15 protein-coding genes are annotated in these 19,156 nt (G+C 57.8%); 5 read left to right on the forward strand and 10 right to left on the reverse strand.

The window, feature by feature from the left end:
- Positions 1 to 75: 75 nt before the first annotated feature.
- Together UM93_RS12210 and UM93_RS12215 are read left to right on the forward strand one after the other, a co-directional pair.
- Positions 76 to 792: a hypothetical protein gene (locus UM93_RS12210; protein WP_157874140.1), complete on the forward strand. Its 717-nt coding sequence runs from the start codon at positions 76 to 78 to the stop codon at positions 790 to 792.
- Positions 793 to 1,007: 215 nt separating this feature from the next.
- Entirely contained in the window at positions 1,008 to 2,693 is a 1,686-nt protein-coding gene (locus UM93_RS12215) for an MDR family MFS transporter (protein WP_045077365.1), read from the forward strand.
- On the opposite strand, the gene UM93_RS12220 is transcribed toward UM93_RS12215, so the two are convergent.
- Both UM93_RS12220 and UM93_RS12225 read right to left on the reverse strand, forming a co-directional pair.
- Positions 2,690 to 3,724, reverse strand: coding sequence for a Gfo/Idh/MocA family protein (locus tag UM93_RS12220; protein WP_045075858.1), 1,035 nt, complete (start codon positions 3,722 to 3,724; stop codon positions 2,690 to 2,692). The two genes, UM93_RS12215 and UM93_RS12220, sit on opposite strands and share 4 nt — an antisense overlap.
- A gap of 54 nt (positions 3,725 to 3,778) precedes the next feature.
- Positions 3,779 to 4,990, reverse strand: a complete 1,212-nt coding sequence (locus UM93_RS12225; RefSeq protein ID WP_045075859.1) for a helix-turn-helix domain-containing protein — start codon at positions 4,988 to 4,990, stop codon at positions 3,779 to 3,781.
- Positions 4,991 to 5,187: 197 nt separating this feature from the next.
- Between UM93_RS12225 and ald the strand changes: the two genes are divergently transcribed.
- Complete coding sequence (ald, locus tag UM93_RS12230) at positions 5,188 to 6,300, forward strand: alanine dehydrogenase (RefSeq protein ID WP_045075860.1); 1,113 nt, start codon at positions 5,188 to 5,190, stop codon at positions 6,298 to 6,300.
- Positions 6,301 to 6,311: 11 nt separating this feature from the next.
- On the opposite strand, the gene UM93_RS12235 is transcribed toward ald, so the two are convergent.
- On the reverse strand, positions 6,312 to 6,914 hold the full coding sequence (locus UM93_RS12235; protein ID WP_157874141.1) for a TetR/AcrR family transcriptional regulator: 603 nt from the start codon (positions 6,912 to 6,914) through the stop codon (positions 6,312 to 6,314).
- Between the two features lie 127 nt (positions 6,915 to 7,041).
- Here UM93_RS12235 and UM93_RS12240 point away from each other — a divergent pair, with 127 nt between their 5' ends.
- On the forward strand, positions 7,042 to 7,608 hold the full coding sequence (locus UM93_RS12240; protein WP_045075861.1) for an NAD(P)H-dependent oxidoreductase: 567 nt from the start codon (positions 7,042 to 7,044) through the stop codon (positions 7,606 to 7,608).
- A 118-nt stretch (positions 7,609 to 7,726) separates the two neighbouring features.
- Here the strand turns inward: UM93_RS12240 and UM93_RS12245 are convergent, their stop codons facing one another.
- From UM93_RS12245 to UM93_RS12260, 4 genes are read right to left on the reverse strand one after another with little or no spacing between them, the layout of a single operon-like run.
- Positions 7,727 to 9,430: an ABC transporter family substrate-binding protein gene (locus UM93_RS12245; RefSeq protein ID WP_045075862.1), complete on the reverse strand. Its 1,704-nt coding sequence runs from the start codon at positions 9,428 to 9,430 to the stop codon at positions 7,727 to 7,729.
- Positions 9,431 to 9,474: 44 nt separating this feature from the next.
- Positions 9,475 to 11,628, reverse strand: coding sequence for an ABC transporter ATP-binding protein (locus tag UM93_RS12250; RefSeq protein ID WP_045075863.1), 2,154 nt, complete (start codon positions 11,626 to 11,628; stop codon positions 9,475 to 9,477).
- Positions 11,625 to 12,563 carry an ABC transporter permease gene (locus UM93_RS12255; protein WP_045075864.1) on the reverse strand — a complete coding sequence of 313 codons (939 nt, stop codon included), beginning with the start codon at positions 12,561 to 12,563 and terminating at the stop codon, positions 11,625 to 11,627. Before UM93_RS12255 ends, UM93_RS12250 begins: the two co-directional genes overlap by 4 nt.
- On the reverse strand, positions 12,563 to 13,546 hold the full coding sequence (locus UM93_RS12260; protein ID WP_045075865.1) for an ABC transporter permease: 984 nt from the start codon (positions 13,544 to 13,546) through the stop codon (positions 12,563 to 12,565). Before UM93_RS12260 ends, UM93_RS12255 begins: the two co-directional genes overlap by 1 nt.
- Before the next feature lie 565 nt (positions 13,547 to 14,111).
- Here UM93_RS12260 and UM93_RS12265 point away from each other — a divergent pair.
- Entirely contained in the window at positions 14,112 to 15,350 is a 1,239-nt protein-coding gene (locus UM93_RS12265; RefSeq protein ID WP_045075866.1) for an aminotransferase-like domain-containing protein, read from the forward strand.
- A 50-nt stretch (positions 15,351 to 15,400) separates the two neighbouring features.
- On the opposite strand, the gene UM93_RS12270 is transcribed toward UM93_RS12265, so the two are convergent.
- The 3 genes from UM93_RS12270 to pdhA are packed head-to-tail and all read right to left on the reverse strand — an operon-like array spanning position 15,401 to position 18,981.
- A complete protein-coding gene (locus UM93_RS12270) occupies positions 15,401 to 16,795 on the reverse strand; it encodes a dihydrolipoamide acetyltransferase family protein (protein WP_045075867.1) in 1,395 nt (464 codons plus the stop codon).
- Positions 16,796 to 16,813: 18 nt separating this feature from the next.
- A complete protein-coding gene (locus UM93_RS12275) occupies positions 16,814 to 17,788 on the reverse strand; it encodes an alpha-ketoacid dehydrogenase subunit beta (RefSeq protein ID WP_045075868.1) in 975 nt (324 codons plus the stop codon).
- A 2-nt stretch (positions 17,789 to 17,790) separates the two neighbouring features.
- Positions 17,791 to 18,981 (reverse strand): pyruvate dehydrogenase (acetyl-transferring) E1 component subunit alpha, encoded by a 1,191-nt coding sequence (gene pdhA, locus UM93_RS12280; protein WP_045075869.1) that lies wholly within the window; start codon positions 18,979 to 18,981, stop codon positions 17,791 to 17,793.
- Between the last annotated feature and the right edge of the window lie 175 nt (positions 18,982 to 19,156).

Raw genomic sequence — 19,156 nt, forward strand, 5'->3', positions numbered from 1 at the left:
AAGGTCCGGCGCCCGAGCATGCCGCCCGGTAACGTGGATTCAGCCTATCGAATTCACGGCAGAAAGGAATTAGCTGTGCGCGCTCATCACGGTGTCTCCCGCCGCAGCTATCTTGTGCCATTGATTCTCGGCTTGCTAGTTAGCTCACTCCTGCTCAGTGGCTGCGTGCCAGGCGATACCGCCCCGGGAGACGGCGCAGCTAGTCCAGGCAGTCCACCGCTCGGTTCTGCCTCCACCCCCAGCCCGAGCGTCCGGGACCGCTCCGGCACCGACAACTCCCCGGCCACGCCTCGCAGTGACTTCAAGCTGCCCTCTTCTTCGGGCACCATCAATCCGAATTCGGCTGGCATGCTGCAAAAGAAAATCGGCGAACTGGCCGGTGTGGTGGCCAGCGAGAACTCAAACATCCGGTTGGTCAATTTTTCGGTGGCCTCAATAAAAGCCGACTACCAATGCAAAGTTCCCGGTCCGGTCAAACCCAGCAATGGGCACTTCATCGCGGTTGAACTCTGGATCGAGACAACTGCGGAGCTTTCAACTTCGAAAGATCCCTACTTCGGCGTCAGCGCGAAGGACTTTGATCTTCAGTCCAGCGACGGCAATAAAGTCACCGCCACCCTTGACACCTATCCCGCCCATGCCTGCCTAGACAACGAACTGGGGCTGCCTGCCCGGATCGGACCGTCACAGAAGATCCGGGGCTTGCTAGTGCTGGACTCCCCGATCAGCTCGGGCTCCCTGATTCTCTCGCAGAAGAATACCGACGGCCCCGGCTGGATCTGGCAGTTCTAATCCCCCAACAACCGTCGAGTGTCGAGATGCGGGGCTTAAAAACCCGGCTTTGACCCCCCTATCTCGACACTCGATAGCGGCTTGCGGCGAAGATCACTCGATTTTTAACGACATTTCCCAACTCTCGACATATACTTGTTTCACGAAAGCAACTAATTTTACGGGTACCGGGGGTATCCCTGAGCTCAGACACGGAGCGCAACATGTCACATTCGATGACATCAAAAACAACAAACATCAATAGGCGGATACCCGAGGCGGGGCAACCCTACACCCATCGTCAGATCATGACGGTGTTGGTCGGCTTGCTGCTCGGCATGTTCCTGGCCGCGCTGGATCAGACCATCGTCTCCAGCTCCATCTACACGATTTCTAACGACCTCAATGGGCTCTCCTTGCAGGCCTGGGCTACCACAGCGTACCTAATCACCTCCACGGTGAGCACTCCGCTCTACGGAAAGCTCTCCGATATTTTCGGTCGCCGCCCGCTGTACGTGATCGCGATTAGCATCTTCCTGGCTGGCTCAATTTATGCCGGTTTCGTGCATTCAATGGGCGAGCTCGCCGTTGCTCGCGGCATCCAGGGCCTGGGCGCCGGTGGCCTGATGTCGCTCGGCCTGGCCATTATTGGCGATATTGTGCCGCTCAAGGATCGTGGAAAATACCAGGGCTACTTCATGTCGGTCTTCGGTGTTTCGTCAGTACTCGGCCCGGTGGTCGGCGGCTTCTTTGCCGGCTCCTCGCAGATCCTCTGGCTGGAAGGCTGGCGCTGGGTCTTCCTGATCAATGTGCCTATCGCTCTCGCAGCCCTGATCGTGGTCTGGATCTTCTTGCACCTACCCAAGAAAGACGACGTCAAACAACGCGTTGATTACTGGGGCGCTGCCACCATCACCCTGGGCTTGGTGCCCTTACTAATCGTTGCTGAACAGGGCCGCGAATGGGGCTGGACGTCGCTGGGCTCGATCCTTTGCTACGTGCTGGGCGCCGTCGGTATCATCGCCTTCATCCTGGCCGAGAGAATGGCCGGCGATTCGGCTCTGATCCCGCTACGTTTCTTCAAGATCCCCGCCTTCGGTGTGTCCGCACTGCTGAACTTCATTATCGGCATTGGCATGTTCGGAGCGATCGCCATGCTGCCGATGTATCTACAGCTAGTCGCCGGATTGACGCCGACCGAGGCAGGACTTTTGATGATCACCTTCACGGTGGGTATCCTGGCTGGCTCGATTACCAGTGGTCAGGTTATCTCGAAGACCGGCACCTATCGGATCTTCCCGATTGTCGGCACCCTGATTCTGGCCGCTTCGGCCTTAGCAATGGGCCTGCTGCTCGGAGTTGATACCTCGCTGCTGGTTCCCGGTGGAATTGCCATTGCCTTCGGCCTAGGCCTCGGTTTCTGCATGCAGCCGCTGACCCTCTCCATGCAGTTCGCGGTGCCGCCCCGGGATATGGGCGTCGCCACCTCATCAGCCACCTTCTTCCGCTCAATGGGTGGCACAGTGGGCACCGCGGTGTTCATCTCGATGCTGTTCTCCACTGCGCAGGACAAGATCTCGACGCTGCTCGGCGATGCCATGAAGAACTCCAGCTATGCCGCAATGTTTAAGGACCCGGCCATTGTGCAGGACCCGAACAATAAGGGCTTCTTGGACTTTTTAAAGAACGCGCAGAGCGGCGGCAGTAGCGACCTGAATGACACTTCATGGTTGCATGATGCCAATAAGGCGCTCACCCAGCCGATCCGTGACGGCTTCGCCCAGTCCATCGACCTGGTGATGCTGAGTGCGGCTGGCCTGGTAGCGGTCGCCTTCGTGATCACCTTCTTCCTGCCGAAAAAGAAGATTACCGACCCGAAGGAAGCCGCTGCAGCTAAGGAAGAGGCAGCCGCCGCACTCTAAAGCCCTTGCTGAGCTCGGACTTCTTCAATAATCCGCAACGCCGCCACCGTGTCGAGAGGGTCGACTGGTGGCGGCGTTCCGGTGTTAAGCGAGCGAGCTAGCAGCTGGTAGAACTCGGGGAAATTGCCTCGCTCGGTCTCAATCCTGCGAGTTTCTCCGCTGTGCCCAAGTAGGCCCCAGTGCGATTCTGGATCCACGCCGTACTCTGGGTCTCCGGGCAATACGCCAGAAAGTATTTGTGCTTCCTGGAGATCACCGTATTCCTTCAGATAGGCTCCCTCGCTGCCGAGCACTCGCATCCTGGGCGCGAACTGCGCCACAGAAACGTTCATTGAGAGGTGGGAACGGACGCCGTTGCTGTGTTTCAGGGCAATAAAGACATCGTCATCGCTGGGCTCCTGCGGCCGACGCGCATTCAGCTCCCCGTAAACCTGATCCACCGGACCAAAGAGCAAGAGCGCCTGATCAATCAAATGCGTGCCAAGATCGAAGAGAATTCCGGCCCCCGGTTTTGCCTGCATTTTCCAGGCCTTGACAATGCTGGGGGCCCAACGTTCCATCCTGGACTCAAACCGGTAGACCTCGCCTAGGGCGTTCCGATCCAGCAGTTTCCGGAGCGTGAGAAACTCGCCGTCCCAGCGTCGGTTCTGATAGACGGTCAGCGGCTTGCCTGCGCGCTGGGCGGCGGCAATAAGTTCCAAACCCTCAGCGCTGCTGGGAGTAAATGGTTTATCAACCACCACAGCAACGCCAGCGGCGAGCGCAAGCTTGGCCAAGGGAAGGTGAGTCTCTGGTGGGGTGGCAATAACCGCTAGATCTAACTCCGCGAAATTCAACTCCTCGACAGCTGGCACGATTTCTGCCATCGGATAGCTCAGTCTTGCCTTCGCTTGCCGCTCCGAATCGGCGGTGACAATACTGGCGAGCTGAAAGCTTTGGTCAGCGAAAATTGCCGGAGCGTGAAAAACGCTCCCCGCCAAGCCAAAACCGATGACGGCAGTTCTGATCGGGGCATCCTTCGACAAAGTCATGGTTCGAGACTATGCGGCACTCTGCCGGCAGGCCAGCCCTGCGGCTTCTGCGGCTTAGAAGCGTGGACGGCGACTCCATCGCTCAGCCTTGAGCGCACTGTGTAATTCCAGCCGCACCGTGCCGTGCAGTGGGTCGGCGGCGAGGATTGAACGAACCCTGGCCAATCGGTTGTAGATTGAACTGCGGTGCAGGTGCAGTCGATCAGCGACTGACTGCACCGAACTGTCACTGTCGTAGAGCAGTTCGAGCATCGGCAGTAACTCATGATTACGATCCTGCTCAAGCAGCCGCTGATAGTAAACCGATGCCAGTCGGCCCCAGCTCGCCCCGGCGAGTAACTGATACACCCCGACTGCACGACAGTCCACCAATTCGCCCAGCGCGGGGTCCACCGCTGCGGCCTGCGCGGCGATCTTCGACTGTTCATAGGCGGTCGCGAGTTCAGCAAAAGCGCCAAACGGCTCGCTGATGCCCAGCAGTACCCGGCCGGCCGGCCGGCCTAGCCGTTTGGCCAGCTCCAGTTGATACTGCACTAATACTGCGGCGTGGGCTGCTCGACCGGTCGAGTGTCGAAACATTATCACCGCGTGGCTGCTGGCGCCGGCGCTGAACAGTGCCGCGTCCAGACCAACGGTGGCTTGCAGGGCCGCCGAGCGATGCGTCAAAGCAGCGGCAATCGGATCGTCGAGAGGCGTTGCCTGGCCGTCTTGCACCTCGAGCGCGGTGACCAGCTGCCAACGGCCTCGCTGGGCGAACTCCTGCCACCCCGCTACCGCACCAAGCGCGGCCGGATCGGCTGCACAGGCACCCAAAAACTCTTGCTCACGTCCTCGTCGATACTCAGATTCCGCCGTATTGGAGTCCAGGAGCAGGGCGGCTAGCAGGGCAATCTGATCGCGCACCGAAGGCAGCTGAGCCAGGATAGCGGTGGCAGATTCTTCCTCTTCTTCCTGCTGTACCCAGAGATAGCCAACCCGATAGCCCCGCACCAGCAACGGTACGCACACCCGGCCGAACATCCCTAAGGCCTGGTTGGCCGGAATAGCCACCGGGCGCACCGCAATGGCAACCCCATGAGAAAGCTGCCAGGCGCTGACATCCGAAGGCACCTTCTTGCTGAGCAAGAAGTTCACCCGGACCTTATCGGCCCGCGGCTGGTTTGAGCTGTAAGCCAGCAGAATACCGTCCAGGTCTTCCAGCGAAAGGCCCCGACCGAGGGAGAGCGCTATCTGTTCCACCAGTCCTTCAACATCTGCCGATTGCACATATCAAGCTTAGAACCAGTTACAACATCAGGCGACAATTGACGCTTCCAAGATCGACATATGTCGAGTCATGAAGTCCAAAATCCCCGGAATAGCAGCCTTTCGAGGCCTCAGTTCCATTATTCGTGCTGTCTGCTGGCTCACATCGGTTCTAAGCTGGTTGCAGAACTCACCCATCCATCAACGGAGCTTTTGCCATGATCATCGGCGTCCCCAAAGAAATCAAGAACAACGAATTCCGGGTGGCGATTACCGCTTCCGGCGTCCACGAGTTCGTTAGCCATGGTCACACCGTGTTGATCGAGACCGGGGCAGGTATCGGCTCGTCAATAACCGATGCCGAATACGTTTCGGCTGGCGCTCAGCTCCTTGACTCTGCCGATGACGTCTGGGCGCGCGCCGATATGGTGATGAAGGTCAAAGAACCCATTGCCGCCGAGTATCACCGCTTCCGCAAAGGCCTGGTGCTCTTCACCTACCTGCACCTTGCTGCCGAACCGGAGCTGACCGCCGAACTGGTGAAATCCGGAGTTACCGCCATCGCCTACGAAACCGTGCAGGAAGGTCGCGCACTGCCGCTGCTGGCACCGATGTCCGAGGTCGCAGGCCGACTTTCCGTCCAGGTTGGTGCACAGTCCCTGACTGCACCGGCCGGTGGCAAAGGTGTACTGCTGGGCGGCGTACCAGGCGTCCGGCCGGCCAAGGTCGTGGTGCTCGGGGCCGGCGTTGCGGGCACTAACGCCGCCGCGATGGCGCTTGGCCTGGGTGCTGATGTCAGCATTCTCGACATCAACATCAACCGACTGCGCGAACTCGACGCAATTTATCAGGGCCGCTTGAAGACCATCGCCTCCAACACCTTGGAGATTGAGAAGTCGCTGCTGGACGCTGACCTAGTGATTGGCTCAGTGTTGATCCCGGGCGCCAAAGCGCCGAAATTGGTCACCAACGCTTTGGTGGCCCGAATGAAACCGGGTTCTGTGCTGGTAGATATTGCAGTTGATCAGGGCGGCTGCTTCGAAGACAGCCACCCGACCACTCATGAAAACCCCACCTTCACAGTGCATAACTCGCTGTTTTACTGCGTTGCCAATATGCCCGGTGCGGTGCCCAATACCTCGACTTACGCCCTCACCAACGTCACGCTGCGCTACGCCGTTGCACTCGCCAACCTGGGCGCCAAAGCTGCGCTGGAGAGCAACCCAGCGTTGGCCGCGGGCCTGAATGTGGCTGGCGGGAAAGTCACCAACCACTCGGTTGCGGTGGCGCATGATCTGGAACTCGCGGCGGACTGGAAAACCTTGGTCTAAGCGGTTCCTGCTCAACTGCTCAGAATTCGCTCAATCAGGTAGCGCCACTGCTGGTATTGCCGGATTGCGGTAATACCGAGCACCCGGCGCTGATAGCCGAGCAGCCCCGGGTCCAGGGCCGAGAGCAAGGTGTAGGACAACAGCTCAATATCGGCACCACGAGCCTCGGCCCCGGCCGCCTTCAGCAGCATCAGCAAATGGGCGCGATGCAATTGAGCTGCCGGTACGCTGAACCGGCGATCGGAAGCCTCACGGGCTGCTTGCTGCAATTCGCCAACTGCATCGTAACGGTCGATCACGGCGCGGCCATAGGCCAGTAATCTGACTGCCGGTTCCGCCCCGGGCCCGAGCGGCGGTGGGCCAAAAATCATTGCCCGTTGGAACTCCTCCTCGGTGTGGTTCAGCAGAGACTCGAGCAGCCCCGAGCGACTACCGAAGCGCCGAAAAATAGTGCCCTTCCCAATTTCCGCCTGCTCGGCCAGCCGGTCCATGGTCAGCGCCGCAAAACCTTCAGCGGCGATGATCTGAGCGGCGATATCGAGTAGCTTGCGTCGATTGCGCGCCGCATCGCCACGCTCCGTGGAGACCGCCGGAGCGTTTGAAATGACTGGCAACGTAATATCCGGCAATAAAACCTCGACTCGGGAATATAAAACGGACTACAGTCCGTTTCAAAGGGGAACCGTTCGCTCGACGAACGGTCTGGGCCAAAGAACGACAGAGAAAGCTTAGGTATTCATCATGACTGACAACACCGTACTAGCACTAGTGGGCAGCCTGCGGAATGGCTCGACCAACCGCCAGCTCGCCGAAGCCGCTGCACACCTTGCCCCGAACAATAGCCAGGTGGTGATTTTCGAGGGCCTGGCCGACATTCCGTTCTACAACGACGATATTGACGTCCCGGGTTCGGTACCGGCCGCTGCGCAGCGCCTGCGAGATGCTGCCCTGGACGCCGATGCGCTGCTGCTACTCACCCCCGAGCACAATGGCACCATCCCGGCAGTACTGAAGAACGCTATTGACTGGCTGTCTCGTCCGTTCGGCGAAGGTGCGGTTAAAGCCAAGCCTGCCGCCGTGATCGGCACCGCCTACGGTCAGTACGGCGGAGTCTGGGCCCACGACGACGCCCGCAAGTCGCTCAAGATTGCCGGCGCGAACGTGGTTGAAGAGGCTAAGCTCTCGGTACCTGGCTCCTTAGTACGTTTTGCTGAGCAGCATCCCAAGGATGATTCCGAGGTTTCTGCCCAGATCAGTGAAGTGCTGGAGACCCTGCTCGGTGCGGTGAACGAAAAGGTCGCCGCCTAAGCATTGCTCGCACTGATAAATGAAGAGCGTGGCCGAGAAAATCTCGGCCACGCTCTTCATTTATAGACCCAGCTGCTGGAGCTGGCGGTCGCTGAGTTCCTAGGAACTCATCGACTAGTTATTTGTGGGTCGAACCCTTTTCCCAGCCAACGGTGGTCCAGTCAAGAGTCTTGAACAGTGAGGGACCCCAGTTAGCCAGGCCCTTCTTCACCGCATAGATATCCGGGCCGTTGTAAACCGGGAGCATGGCGTACAGCTCGGAGAACTTCTTCTCCACATCGTTAGCTGCCTTGCTGCGCTCCTTCTTGTCAACAATGGTCGGAACCTTCTTGATCATCGCATCGATTTCAGCACTACCGGCACCGGTTACGTTGCCGCTGTTCTTGCTGTCGAAGTACTGCGAAAGCGAGGAGGAAGCCTCCGGACCCACACCGTTACCGGAGCGGGAGATGTTGAACTTCTTCTGGCCAACGTAGTCAGCGAAGGCCGAAGCCGGCTGAGCGTCAATTGCGACGTCAACGCCAATCGCCTTCATCTGTGCCTGGAAGGTCTGGGTGAAAGCAGCGACGGTAGCGTCATCACCGTAGTAGGTCACCGAAGTGCTCAGCTTCTGGCCGCCCTTGGTACGCACGCCATCAGAACCAGCGACCCAGCCAGCGTCGTCCAGGATCTTCTTAGCACCCTCGACGTCGTACTTGAAGGCGGTGTTATCCGAGTAGTTCGGATCGAACGGCATCAGCATCCAGCTGCCCGGAGCCTTCTCGCTCCAGTTCAGACCATTGAAGATCACATTGGCGAGCTTCTCACGGTCCGTGCCGCTGAACATTGCCTTGCGAATGTTGACGTCGGTGAGCGGCGCCTTGGTGGTGTTGAAGATGAAGCCGAACACCGAGGTGCGCTGTCCGCGACGGATTTCAGTACCGGCGACATTCTCGACCTGCTTGTAACGGGTCAGGGTACGGGCGTCGGTAGCGTCAATCTCACCGTTCTTGAAGGCAGGCAGGGTCGCGGAGGAGTCCATCGCGCGAACCACAACCTTGCTCAGTACCGGCTTAGCACCCCACCACTTATCGTTCGGGACGTAAACGGCGGTCTTCGAGGTCTTGTCCAGTGACTCAACCTTGAACGGGCCCATCCGCCAGTCCGGGCGAAGGTCGTCAATGAAGCCGTTGTTGAACGTCTTCGGATCGGCGTCAGCCTTCGGGTGGATGAAACCAGCGAAGAGATCCGTGTAGGGTTCGTAGACGGCCTTGGTCTTCACGATAACTTCACGGTCGTCTTTGCCCGCGGTCACCGATTCAATCTGGTCGTAGCCCTGCGTGGAGGGCACGTCGAATTCCTTGTTTGAGCCGTTCAAGGCCTTCCACTGATTCTCGAAGGTCTTGACGTCAATCGCGGTACCGTCGTTCCACACAGCCTTGGGGTTGATGGTGTAGGTGATGGTCTGCTTACCATCCTTCACCTCTTCCTTGACGTCCGTGCAGTAGTCGGTGTTCTTCACCGCGGTGCCATCGAGTTCACTCTTCCAGCAACCGGTGTTATCGATCGGCTGGATGGTCTGCTGAACGCCGTCGCTGTAACCGGAGTTGGTGTTGAAGTTGAAGTTAGGACCGAAGTCACCAACCGCGAAGGTGAAGGTCCCACCCTGGTCGAGCTTGTCAACTGCCTGCGGATTGTCAGCAGCCAGTTTTGCGCTGTCCGAATCCGAGGTCGCGCTAGCCGGGCCGCCGGAGTTATTGTTACCGCCTCCGCCGCAGGCACTCAGGAACAGTGCCAAGCCAAGGGCAGCAGCGCCAGCGGCCAGATATTTTTGTCTTTTCACTTGCAGTACTTCCTTTCTTTCTTTTGAGGAATGAATTCCTGCTGCTAGTGGCTGCCGACTAGGGTGTCTGCGGCCAATTTCCCTTCCGGGAAGTGACAGGCGAACTCTTGGACCGAATCGTTCGGCTCGAGCTCGGGTTCAATTTCCAGGCATCGCTGCTGTTTTTCCGCGGGTAAAGCAGCGAAAACCGGGCAACGAGTGGCGAAATTGCAGCCCTTTCGGGCTTCCAGGGGGCTGGGCAAATCGCCGTGCAGGATAATGCGCTCCCGAGCCTTCTCCTGTTTCGGATCAGGAATCGGGATAGCGGAGAGCAAGCTGCGGGTGTACGGGTGCTTGGGGTTGTCGAACACCTCGTCAACCGGGCCGTGCTCGACAATCTTGCCCAGGTACATCACCGCGACCCGGTCAGAAATATGTCGCACCACTGAGAGGTCGTGAGCGACCATCAGATAGCTCAAACCAAGCTCAGCACGAAGCTTATCCAAGAGGTTGATAACACCCGCCTGGATTGACACATCGAGCGCCGAAACCGGCTCGTCAAGTACCACCAGTTTGGGATTGACTGCCAGTGCCCGGGCGATGCCGATGCGTTGACGCTGCCCGCCAGAGAATTGGTTAGGGAAGCGATTGACATGATCCGGTTGAAGACCAACTGTCTTCATCAGTTCAAAGGTCCGCTTCTTGATCTCGGCACTGCTGAAACCATGGGTACGCATTGGTTCAGAAAGGATCTCGAAAACCGTGAATCGCGGATCGAGCGCCCCCATCGGATCCTGGAAGACCATCTGCATCTCGCGGCGCATCTTTTGCCGCTCGGCACCCGATGACTTTGTCTTAGTACTAATCCCATTAACGATAATCTCGCCCGGCTGGCTGTTCCTGAACTCCATGATCTCAAGCAGTGTGGTGGTCTTGCCGCAGCCAGACTCACCCACAATTGACAAGCACTCGCCCTCACGAATGTCGAGGGTCAGCCCATCAACGGCCTTGACGGTGCCGATCCGACGCTTGACCAAGGCTCCCCTGGTCAGCGGGAAGTACTTTTTGACGTCCTTGAGCGCCAGCACTTCTTGACGCTCGGTGCGCGGAATTTGCTCAAACTTGGAAACGGCTTTAGGCGGTGCGTGATAAATTTCGCGCACGTTCACGCCACCGACGAAGTCATCGGTCTTAATGCAGGCGGCCAGATGGTTCTCCCCCACCTTGACCAGTTCTGGCTCGGCGGTTCGGCATTCCGCAGTGGCCAGCGGGCAACGATCAGCGAAAGAACATCCGACCGGCTCTTTAATCAGGTTCGGCGGGTTTCCCTCGATCGGGATCAACGAGGTCTTCTCAGCCCGGTCAACCCGAGGAATCGAACCAAGCAGTCCCATTGTGTAAGGCATCCGCGGCTGATAATAGATATCGTCAACGCTGCCGCGCTCCACTGGCTTTCCGGCGTACATCACAATCATGTCGTCGGCGACCCCGGCCACCACGCCCAGATCGTGAGTAATCATCACTACGGCAGCACCGGTTTCCCGCTGCGCAGCCTTGAGCACCTCCAGCACCTGAGCTTGAATCGTCACGTCCAGAGCGGTGGTCGGTTCGTCAGCAATGATCACCTTAGGATCGTTCGCCATCGCGATAGCGATCATCACACGCTGCCGCATGCCGCCGGAGAATTCATGCGGGAAGTTCTTCACCCGCTCCTTCGGGCTAGGAATACCGACCAGGTCAAGCAGTTCGACGGCACGCTTCTCCGCCTGCGATTTGCTGAGATTCTGGTGGATCAGCAGGGCATCGGTAATTTGTTTGCCGATGCTGAAAACCGGTGTTAGTGAGGACAGCGGATCCTGGAAGACCATCGCCATATCCTTGCCGCGATAGCGGCCCATTTGCCGATCACTCAGGCCGAGAAGTTCTTGGCCTTCCAACTTGATCGAGCCGGTGACCTTCGCCGAATCAGGCAGCAAACCCATAATGGAGAGCGAGGTGACCGACTTACCGGAACCTGATTCACCGACAATCCCCAGCACCCGGCCCGGGTAGAGGTCAAAGTCGACGCCACGTACGGCATGCACCGATCCAGCCTCGGTGGGGAATCGAACGTGTAGGTCCCGAACCTGCAGCACCGGGGTGCCTTCACCCCGGCCGGTTTCCAAGTACTCGCTGCCGACCCCGGTGTCGATTATTTCGGTATTAGCGTTGGCGCTCATGCCTTGCCTCCAGAATTCGAGTTGGGGTCAAGAGCATCGCGCAGACCATCATTTACCAAGAAAAGTGAGGTGGTGATCAGGGTCAAGGTCAGCACCGGGACCCAGAACAGCCAAGGATAGACATCCAGCTGATCGGATGCCTGGGAAATCTGCACGCCGAGCGAAGTATCCGGCAGCTTAATACCGATACCGATGAAGGAAAAAGCCACTTCGGAAATAATCGCGTTGAAGATTCCACGAGTGATATCCAACACCAGCAACGAACCCATATTGGGCACCAAGTGACGCAAGATGATCTTCCAACCCGGTACACCCATGTACCTGGCCGCCTTGACGAATTCCCGCTCAACCAAGGAGTAGGACATGCCGCGGATCAGACGCGCTGTGTACATCCAACCGAAGACCACCAGGACGACGCACAGGGTGCCCCAACCGCCGGTGGAGCCGGCCATCAAAATGGCTACCAGCAACAGGGTTGGCACCATGATCAAAGTTTCCAGGAAGAGCAAGCCCACCTTGTCGATGAGCTTGCCAAAACGCTCATACACGGCACCGCAGTAGGCCAGGGCCGAACCATAGACCGCTGCGATCAGCGAGGTGCTGATGCCGACAATGAAGCCAATCATCAGCGAAATTCCGATGCCGTCAATGGTTAGCGCCCAAACATCGATACTGGCTTGGTTAGTGCCCAGCCAATACTCGCCGTCCGGCGGCACCGCACCGAAAACATCGGTCACCGGAGTCCGCGAATCGAAACGACCGTTGATCAGGTGTCCAAAGATCGCGAGCAGAATCATCAACACCATGATGATGGTGCCAATCAGAGCAGGTTTGTTCCGGAAGAACCGGCGGAGGATCAACGTGCGTTTATTGACCAGCGACTTAGTCAGGTCCGCATCGATGACCTGTTCGGCAGCCTCGACATTTGCACTCATCAGGACACCCTCACCCTCGGGTCAACAATTGTGGTAGCGAAGTCCGCCAGAATAGCGCCAATCGCGAAGATCACTGAGGCGAAGGCGACGGTGGCAACAGCCACGCTGACGTCCTGATTCAGGATCGCCTCCAACGACCACTTTCCAATGCCATGCCAAGCGAAAATGCTTTCCGCGAAGAACCCGCCGGTAAAAATAGCTGGAACAGTGAAAGCAATGCTCTGCGCTACCGGGATAAATGACACCCGAAGCGCGTGTTTGCGGATCGCAGCATTCTTCGAAAGACCGGTAGCCCTCGCGGTTCGGACGAAATCCGCATTGATGTTATCCAGCAAATATTGACGTTGGGCAACCTGATAGGACGCCCAGCCGAAGACGGTAATCGCAAACAGTGGCACCACGAAGTGCGCCCCATAATCCAGGAGTTGAGGGAAAAAGCCCTCCACTCCCTCACTGCTGGAGCCGGTGACATAGAAGATCCGCTGACCTGCCGAGTTGTTGATATTGATGGCAATCTGCTGAATCAAGAAGTAGGCGATCGGCAACGGGATAATGAAGGTGAAGTAGCTGTAGCCGGTGATCACCCGATCACCGAATTTGTACTGCCGCGAGGCGGCGTAAACGCCGAGCGCAACACCGATCAGCAGGGTGAGCAAAATGGCCAAGCCATAGAGCTGGGTACTTACCCAGACGCGAGTACCGAACTCGTGAGTGACATACTGCGAATTGGGGCTACGACCCCAGTCCCAACGGGTGAAAATACCGACCAACCAGTCGATGTACTTGTCCCAGGCGGAACGGTTGGGATCTAAGCCCAGGCTCGCCAATGAGGCGTTGATCTGCTCTTGGCTAGGACGAGGAGATCTACTCTCCATGTCCTTGCCGGGGTGGAAGAAAGCAGTGGCTAGGAAAAACGCTGCCGAAGTGGTGACAAAGATCATCACCACATAAGTGACAGCTCGCTTAAGTAGATATACAAACATAGAACGAAGGCTTCTAGACCCGAGAACTCCCTTGTGAGAGGCAAATTTGCGCTTTCAAGGAGAATCCTCGATTTCCCATGACCAACGTTGACACCTGGTAACTTCCTTCTCGAACGGCTTGGGGCCTGATGGCTGACGCGTCCCCAGTCGGAAGTCTTCGCTCCCACGAGGTTCATGGTGGCGGCTCCGTTGCCGCCCTATCCCCCAAATGACTATGTCGCGCATCACATTGCACCGAATCTAACACAGCAATTTCACACAGCCATCACAATTCACAGGGAGAAAAAATTGCGGTCTACTGCGGAAATAGCGAGATCATGCTAGACACCGAGCAACGAACCGCCCTCAAAAACGGCAATTTTCTCCCTACATTTAGCCAAATTGACGACACTCCGGAGGACTCAGCAAGTCAACTCTCGCTGGAGGACCAGTTGCTGTGGTGACACGATCGACCTCCTTGCGTTACAGAAAAGTTACTAAACCGTCATGCGCTTGCATCAATCATTCAGAAGTTATATGCAACTTCTGTTGACTTCTATGCAACCGCTAGGTTTATGCTGTCAGGGTGACTTCACCGCATATCGAATCCTCTGCATTGAGCGACCTGTTCTCCGCCCGAGCCGCGAATATCAAGCAATCGGCGGTGCGCGACGTCTTCGAAATTTCCATGCAACCAGGACTCATTTCGCTGGCTGGTGGCAACCCCTATTTGCAGTCGCTGCCGCTAGAACGGCTGGCTCAATCGGCCGCTCAAATCATCGCCACCGAGGGGCTGGAAGCGCTGCAGTACGGCGGCGGTCAGGGCACCCTGGAGCTGCGCGAACAAATCTGCCAGGTGATGGCCGCCGAAGGCATTCACAATGCCGATCCCGAAAATGTAGTGATCACCGCCGGCTCCCAATCGGCCCAGGACGTAGCTGCCAAGGTGTTTTGTGATCCGGGCGATGTGGTGCTGGTGGAAGATCCCACCTACGTCGGTGCACTCAACGCTTTCGAGGCTTATCAGGTTGAAGTAGTGCCGATGCGAGGCGATGCCGAAGGCATTCTTCCGGAGGCCTTGCAGAGCCAGCTTGAGCAGCTCCGCTTAGCAGGTAAGCGGGTCAAGCTGCTCTATACCATCCCCAATTTCAATAACCCCTCCGGAGTGATGCTGGCGGAGTCCCGGCGGCAACAGATCATCGATATATGCAAGAAAGAGCATATTCTTATTCTGGAGGACAATCCTTACGGACTACTCAAATTCGATGGCCATCCGGTAGCGCCTCTGCGCGCTCGGGACAGTGAAAATGTGCTCTACCTGGGTTCTTTTTCGAAAATCTTCGCACCGGGCCTGCGGATTGGCTGGGCTCTGGTCCCCGCCGAACTCAAGCAAAGATTCTACTTAGCCAGCGAAGCGGTGACGCTCTGCCCGCCATCTTTGAATCAAATGCTCGTTTCGACATATATTCGAGAATACGACTGGATGGCACAAATCCAGCGCTATCGCGAGCTGTATTTCGAGCGCTGCGAAACCATGCTCGAGGCGCTTGAGGAACATATGCCACCGGGGGTGCACTGGACCCGCCCCGCTGGCGGATTCTTTGTCTGGCTTACCTTGCCGGAAGACGTGGACAGCTATCCGCTGCTACAGCAAGGGATAGCCGAGGGCGTGGTATTCGTCCCTGGCGCGGCCTTCACCACTGCCGAGCGAAGCAATTCCTTGCGCTTGGCTTTTAGCGCGGTGAGTTCGGAGAACATCCGTGAAGGTGTTCGACGGCTTGCGCCCGTGCTAGCCAAAGCAATCGCAGAAGTTCAGCCCGGCTAAGCCCAGCCGTCTTCACCGGGCCTCCTTAGCCGAACAGGGCCCGGCAGGACTTAATCCAGCAAAAGCGCTGGTTCTTCAAGAATTGCCGCAACATCGGTGAGGAACCTTGCTGCCAGATCGCCGTCCACCACTCGATGATCAAAGGAGCCGCCGAGCGTGGTGACCCAGCGCGGCAGCAGCGCACCATCAACCACCCAGGGCTTTTGCTTAATACTGCCAAACGCCAAAATACCTACCTCGCCCGGATTGAGGATCGGTGTTCCGGTGTCCAGTCCGAGGGCACCAATATTTGTGATGCTAATGCTGCCGTCCTGCATCTCGGCTGGCTGAGTGCGACCCTGCCGGGCGGTATCTGATAATTGATTGAGCGCGAGCGCTAGTTCCTTGAGCGAAAGCTGCTGGGCATTCTTAATATTGGGCACCACCAATCCGCGTGGAGTAGCGGCCGCAATGCCAAGATTCACGAAATGCTTGATCAGGATTTCCTGCTCCGTCCAGCTGGCGTTCACGGCCGGATTCCGGCTCACCGCCCAGATCACCGCCTTGGCGACTATCAATAGTGGCGAGACCTTGATCCCATCAAAATCGCGGCTAGTTTTGAGTCGCTTGACGAATTCCATCGTGCGGCTAGCATCGACGTCGACAAAGATCGAGACGTGCGGGGCGCTGAAAGCACTGCGCACCATAGCCTGAGCTGTCGCCTTACGAACTCCTTTGACCGGGATCCGTTCTACCGTGCCGTCAAAGTCAGACTGGATTGCTGAATATGCTGGCGCGTTCGCTCCAAGCAGTTTGGTAGATTCAGTCGATCCATTCAGTTCAGTCTCCCTGGACAATTGCTCTTGATGAGTCTGCAGATCTTTCCGAGTCACCTCGCCACGTATGCCGGTGGCGTTCACGCTGGCGAGATCTATGCCCAGGTCTTTAGCGGCCTTGCGTACGGGCGGCGTGGAAAGCACCCGAGTCGTTCCGAGCGGCTGCACACCAGCCATCGGCTGAGCGCTCGGCTGATCCGGCAACGCAGCGCCCTTCGGCCCCGAACTACTGGCTGCTAGCCGCGGGCGACGCTTCACGGCGTCGGCCTTAGGCCCAGAACCAACTAACGGCGCAGGCGCCACTGATTCGAGCTGCGCACTGGGCCGGGTGTCCTTAAAACCTCCTTGTTCAATCAGCTGCGGGTCAAGATTGAGCAGACCGCTGCTCGGTACGTGTGCCACACCAATCACAATGATCGGCGCCCCAACGTCCACGGTTTCTCCCTCGCCGACCAGCAACTCAGTGACCTCTCCGGCGTATGGCGAGGGCAGTTCAACCAACGACTTCGCCGTCTCGATTTCCACCAAGACGTCGTTGATCGCCACGGTATCGCCGACCTTAACCTTCCAGGAAACAATTTCAGCCTCGGTCAGGCCTTCACCAACATCGGGCAAATGAAAAGTGTTCATCTCGACTCCGCTCAGTATTCAGTAGGCCAGGGCGCGATCAAGCGCTTCGAGGATGCGGTCGATATCGGGCAGGTATTGTTCCTCCACCTTGGCTACCGGGTAGGGCATATGGAAGCCACCGATCCGAATCACCGGCGAGTGCAGCGAGTAAAACGCCCGCTCACTAATCCGAGCCGCTATCTCGCCACCCAAACCACCGAAGGTCGGTGCTTCATGAGCGATTAACAACCTCCCAGTTTTGCGCACGGATTCAGTGATGGTGTCGAAATCAATCGGGGAAAGCGAGCGTAGGTCGATAACTTCCACGCTCCGCCCGTCCTGTTCAGCGGCATTAGCGGCGGCGAGTGCCACCGGCAGCAAAGGGCCGTAGGCGAGCAAGGTAGCGTCTTGCCCCTCGCGCAGTACTTGCGCTGTGAAGGGGTCCGCCGCGGGCTGCTCGGTATCTACTTCGCCTTTGAGCCAGTAGCGTTTCTTGGGTTCGAAAATGATCACCGGATCTGGGCACTGCACGGCCTGCTGGGTCATCCAATAAGCATCGTGCGGGTTTGACGGGGTGATGATGCGCAAGCCGGCGGTATGAGCGAATAAGGCCTCCGGCGATTCCGAATGGTGTTCGATGGAGCCAATGCCGCCACCATAGGGAATCCGGATCACCACTCCGGTGGTGAGCTGACCGGCAGCCCTGGCATGGATTTTGGCCAACTGAGTGGTGATTTGGTTGAACCCCGGGAAGACAAAACCGTCGAATTGAATCTCACAAATCGGCCGGTAGCCGCGTAGCGCTAGCCCAATGGCGGTACCGATGATGCCTGATTCCGCGAGCGGGGTGTCGACCACTCGGTCCGCACCAAACTCTGCTTTGAGCCCTTCGGTGACTCGATAGACGCCACCTAGTGAACCAATATCCTCGCCCATCAGCAGAGTCTTCGGGTCTTCACTCAGGGTGCGGTGTAGACCGGCATTAATTGCTTTAGCAATTGTCATTGTGGTCATGATTACTCGCCTTCCGTAACGAAGCCAGCTTCGTACTCTTCCAGCCAGGCGAGCTCTTCGGCTATCAAAGGGTGTTGTTGAGCGTAGACATTGGCGAAGGAAGCCCGTAGGTCAGGGTTGACCATGGCCAACACCTCACGCCGGACATCACTGGCAAGCTGGTCACCCTCTTGACCTAAATCATCGAAGAAGGCATCGTCGGCATGCCCTTCAGCGCGCAAAAGTGTCTCCAATCGAAGCAACGGATCCCGCAGCCGCCATTGCTCCTCCTCGTCACTACCGCGATATTTGCTCGGGTCGTCCGCCGTGGTGTGCGCTCCCAATCGATAGGTTTCGGCCTCAATCAGCACTGGGCCAGCACCACTTCGGGCGTGTTCCAATGCCCACTGACTTGCGGCGTAAACCGCGAGTACGTCATTGCCATCGACACGCAAACCAGGAAATCCATAGCCAGCCGCTCGCTGCGCCAGGGGAACTCGGGATTGCACCGAGAACGGCACGGAAATAGCCCAACGGTTGTTCTGGCAGAAGAACACCACTGGCGCTTGGAAGGAGGCGGCGAACACCATCGATTCATGCACATCGCCCTCAGAACTTGAGCCATCCCCAAAATACGCGAGCACAGCGGGCGACTCCGTCAGCCCGGCCGCGCGATCTCGTTGCACGCCCATGGCGTAGCCCACGGCATGAAGCGTCTGGGCAGCCAAGACCAGGGTGTAGAGATGGAAATTGTTCTGCCGGGGATCCCAGCCACCGTGGGATACGCCTCGGAAAAGACCTAAGAGCTGCGAGGGATTGACTCCACGAGTCATTGCCACCGCATGCTCTCGATAGGTAGGAAACAAATAGTCTTCCGGTCGGCTGGCCCGACCGGAGCCAACCTGAGCGGCTTCTTGGCCCACCATGGGCACCCACATTGCGAGTTCGCCCTGGCGCTGTAACGCCGTCGCCTCTTGGTCAAAACGGCGAGCCAAAGCCATGTCTCGGTAGAACTGCCTAAGTTGCGCTGAACTCAGTGCCTCGGCGAAGGGGCTGAAAGTACTGTTTTGCCGACGGCCACCGTCCGGGGCTAACAGTTGCAGAACCTCTCGCGACGCGTCCTCGGCGCCTTGCTGATGGCGTGCTTCAACTCGCTGAGCGGGGTTACCCGAAAGCTGTTCCGCTTCGGTTCTCGGCAGATGCGCTGTTGACACAGCAGACCTCAATCCATGCTTCGACGGTAAATATATTCCTCAAAGGGAATGCATGCCAGTCACGGAATATTTCCCGACTGAATATACCCACTCTAGCTAAAAACGAGGACGGCGAAGCACATGTGACTCGCCAGGATAGCGGCCCTGTTTTTGTAGCCGACGGAGCGGAAGCACT

The sequence above is a fragment of the Psychromicrobium lacuslunae genome, from assembly GCF_000950575.1.
GTDB classification, from domain to species: Bacteria; Actinomycetota; Actinomycetes; order Actinomycetales; family Micrococcaceae; genus Renibacterium; species Renibacterium lacuslunae.

What these genes read in the sequence shown, in the direction of transcription:
- UM93_RS12215 (WP_045077365.1), top strand. Translation starts at nt 1,008, where the DNA reads ATGACATCAAAAACAACAAACATCAATAGGCGGATACCCGAGGCGGGG.
- UM93_RS12220 (WP_045075858.1), bottom strand. Translation starts at nt 3,724, where the DNA reads ATGACTTTGTCGAAGGATGCCCCGATCAGAACTGCCGTCATCGGTTTT.
- ald (WP_045075860.1), top strand. Translation starts at nt 5,188, where the DNA reads ATGATCATCGGCGTCCCCAAAGAAATCAAGAACAACGAATTCCGGGTG.
- UM93_RS12240 (WP_045075861.1), top strand. Translation starts at nt 7,042, where the DNA reads ATGACTGACAACACCGTACTAGCACTAGTGGGCAGCCTGCGGAATGGC.
- UM93_RS12250 (WP_045075863.1), bottom strand. Translation starts at nt 11,628, where the DNA reads ATGAGCGCCAACGCTAATACCGAAATAATCGACACCGGGGTCGGCAGC.
- UM93_RS12255 (WP_045075864.1), bottom strand. Translation starts at nt 12,563, where the DNA reads ATGAGTGCAAATGTCGAGGCTGCCGAACAGGTCATCGATGCGGACCTG.
- UM93_RS12260 (WP_045075865.1), bottom strand. Translation starts at nt 13,546, where the DNA reads ATGTTTGTATATCTACTTAAGCGAGCTGTCACTTATGTGGTGATGATC.
- UM93_RS12270 (WP_045075867.1), bottom strand. Translation starts at nt 16,795, where the DNA reads ATGAACACTTTTCATTTGCCCGATGTTGGTGAAGGCCTGACCGAGGCT.
- UM93_RS12275 (WP_045075868.1), bottom strand. Translation starts at nt 17,788, where the DNA reads ATGACCACAATGACAATTGCTAAAGCAATTAATGCCGGTCTACACCGC.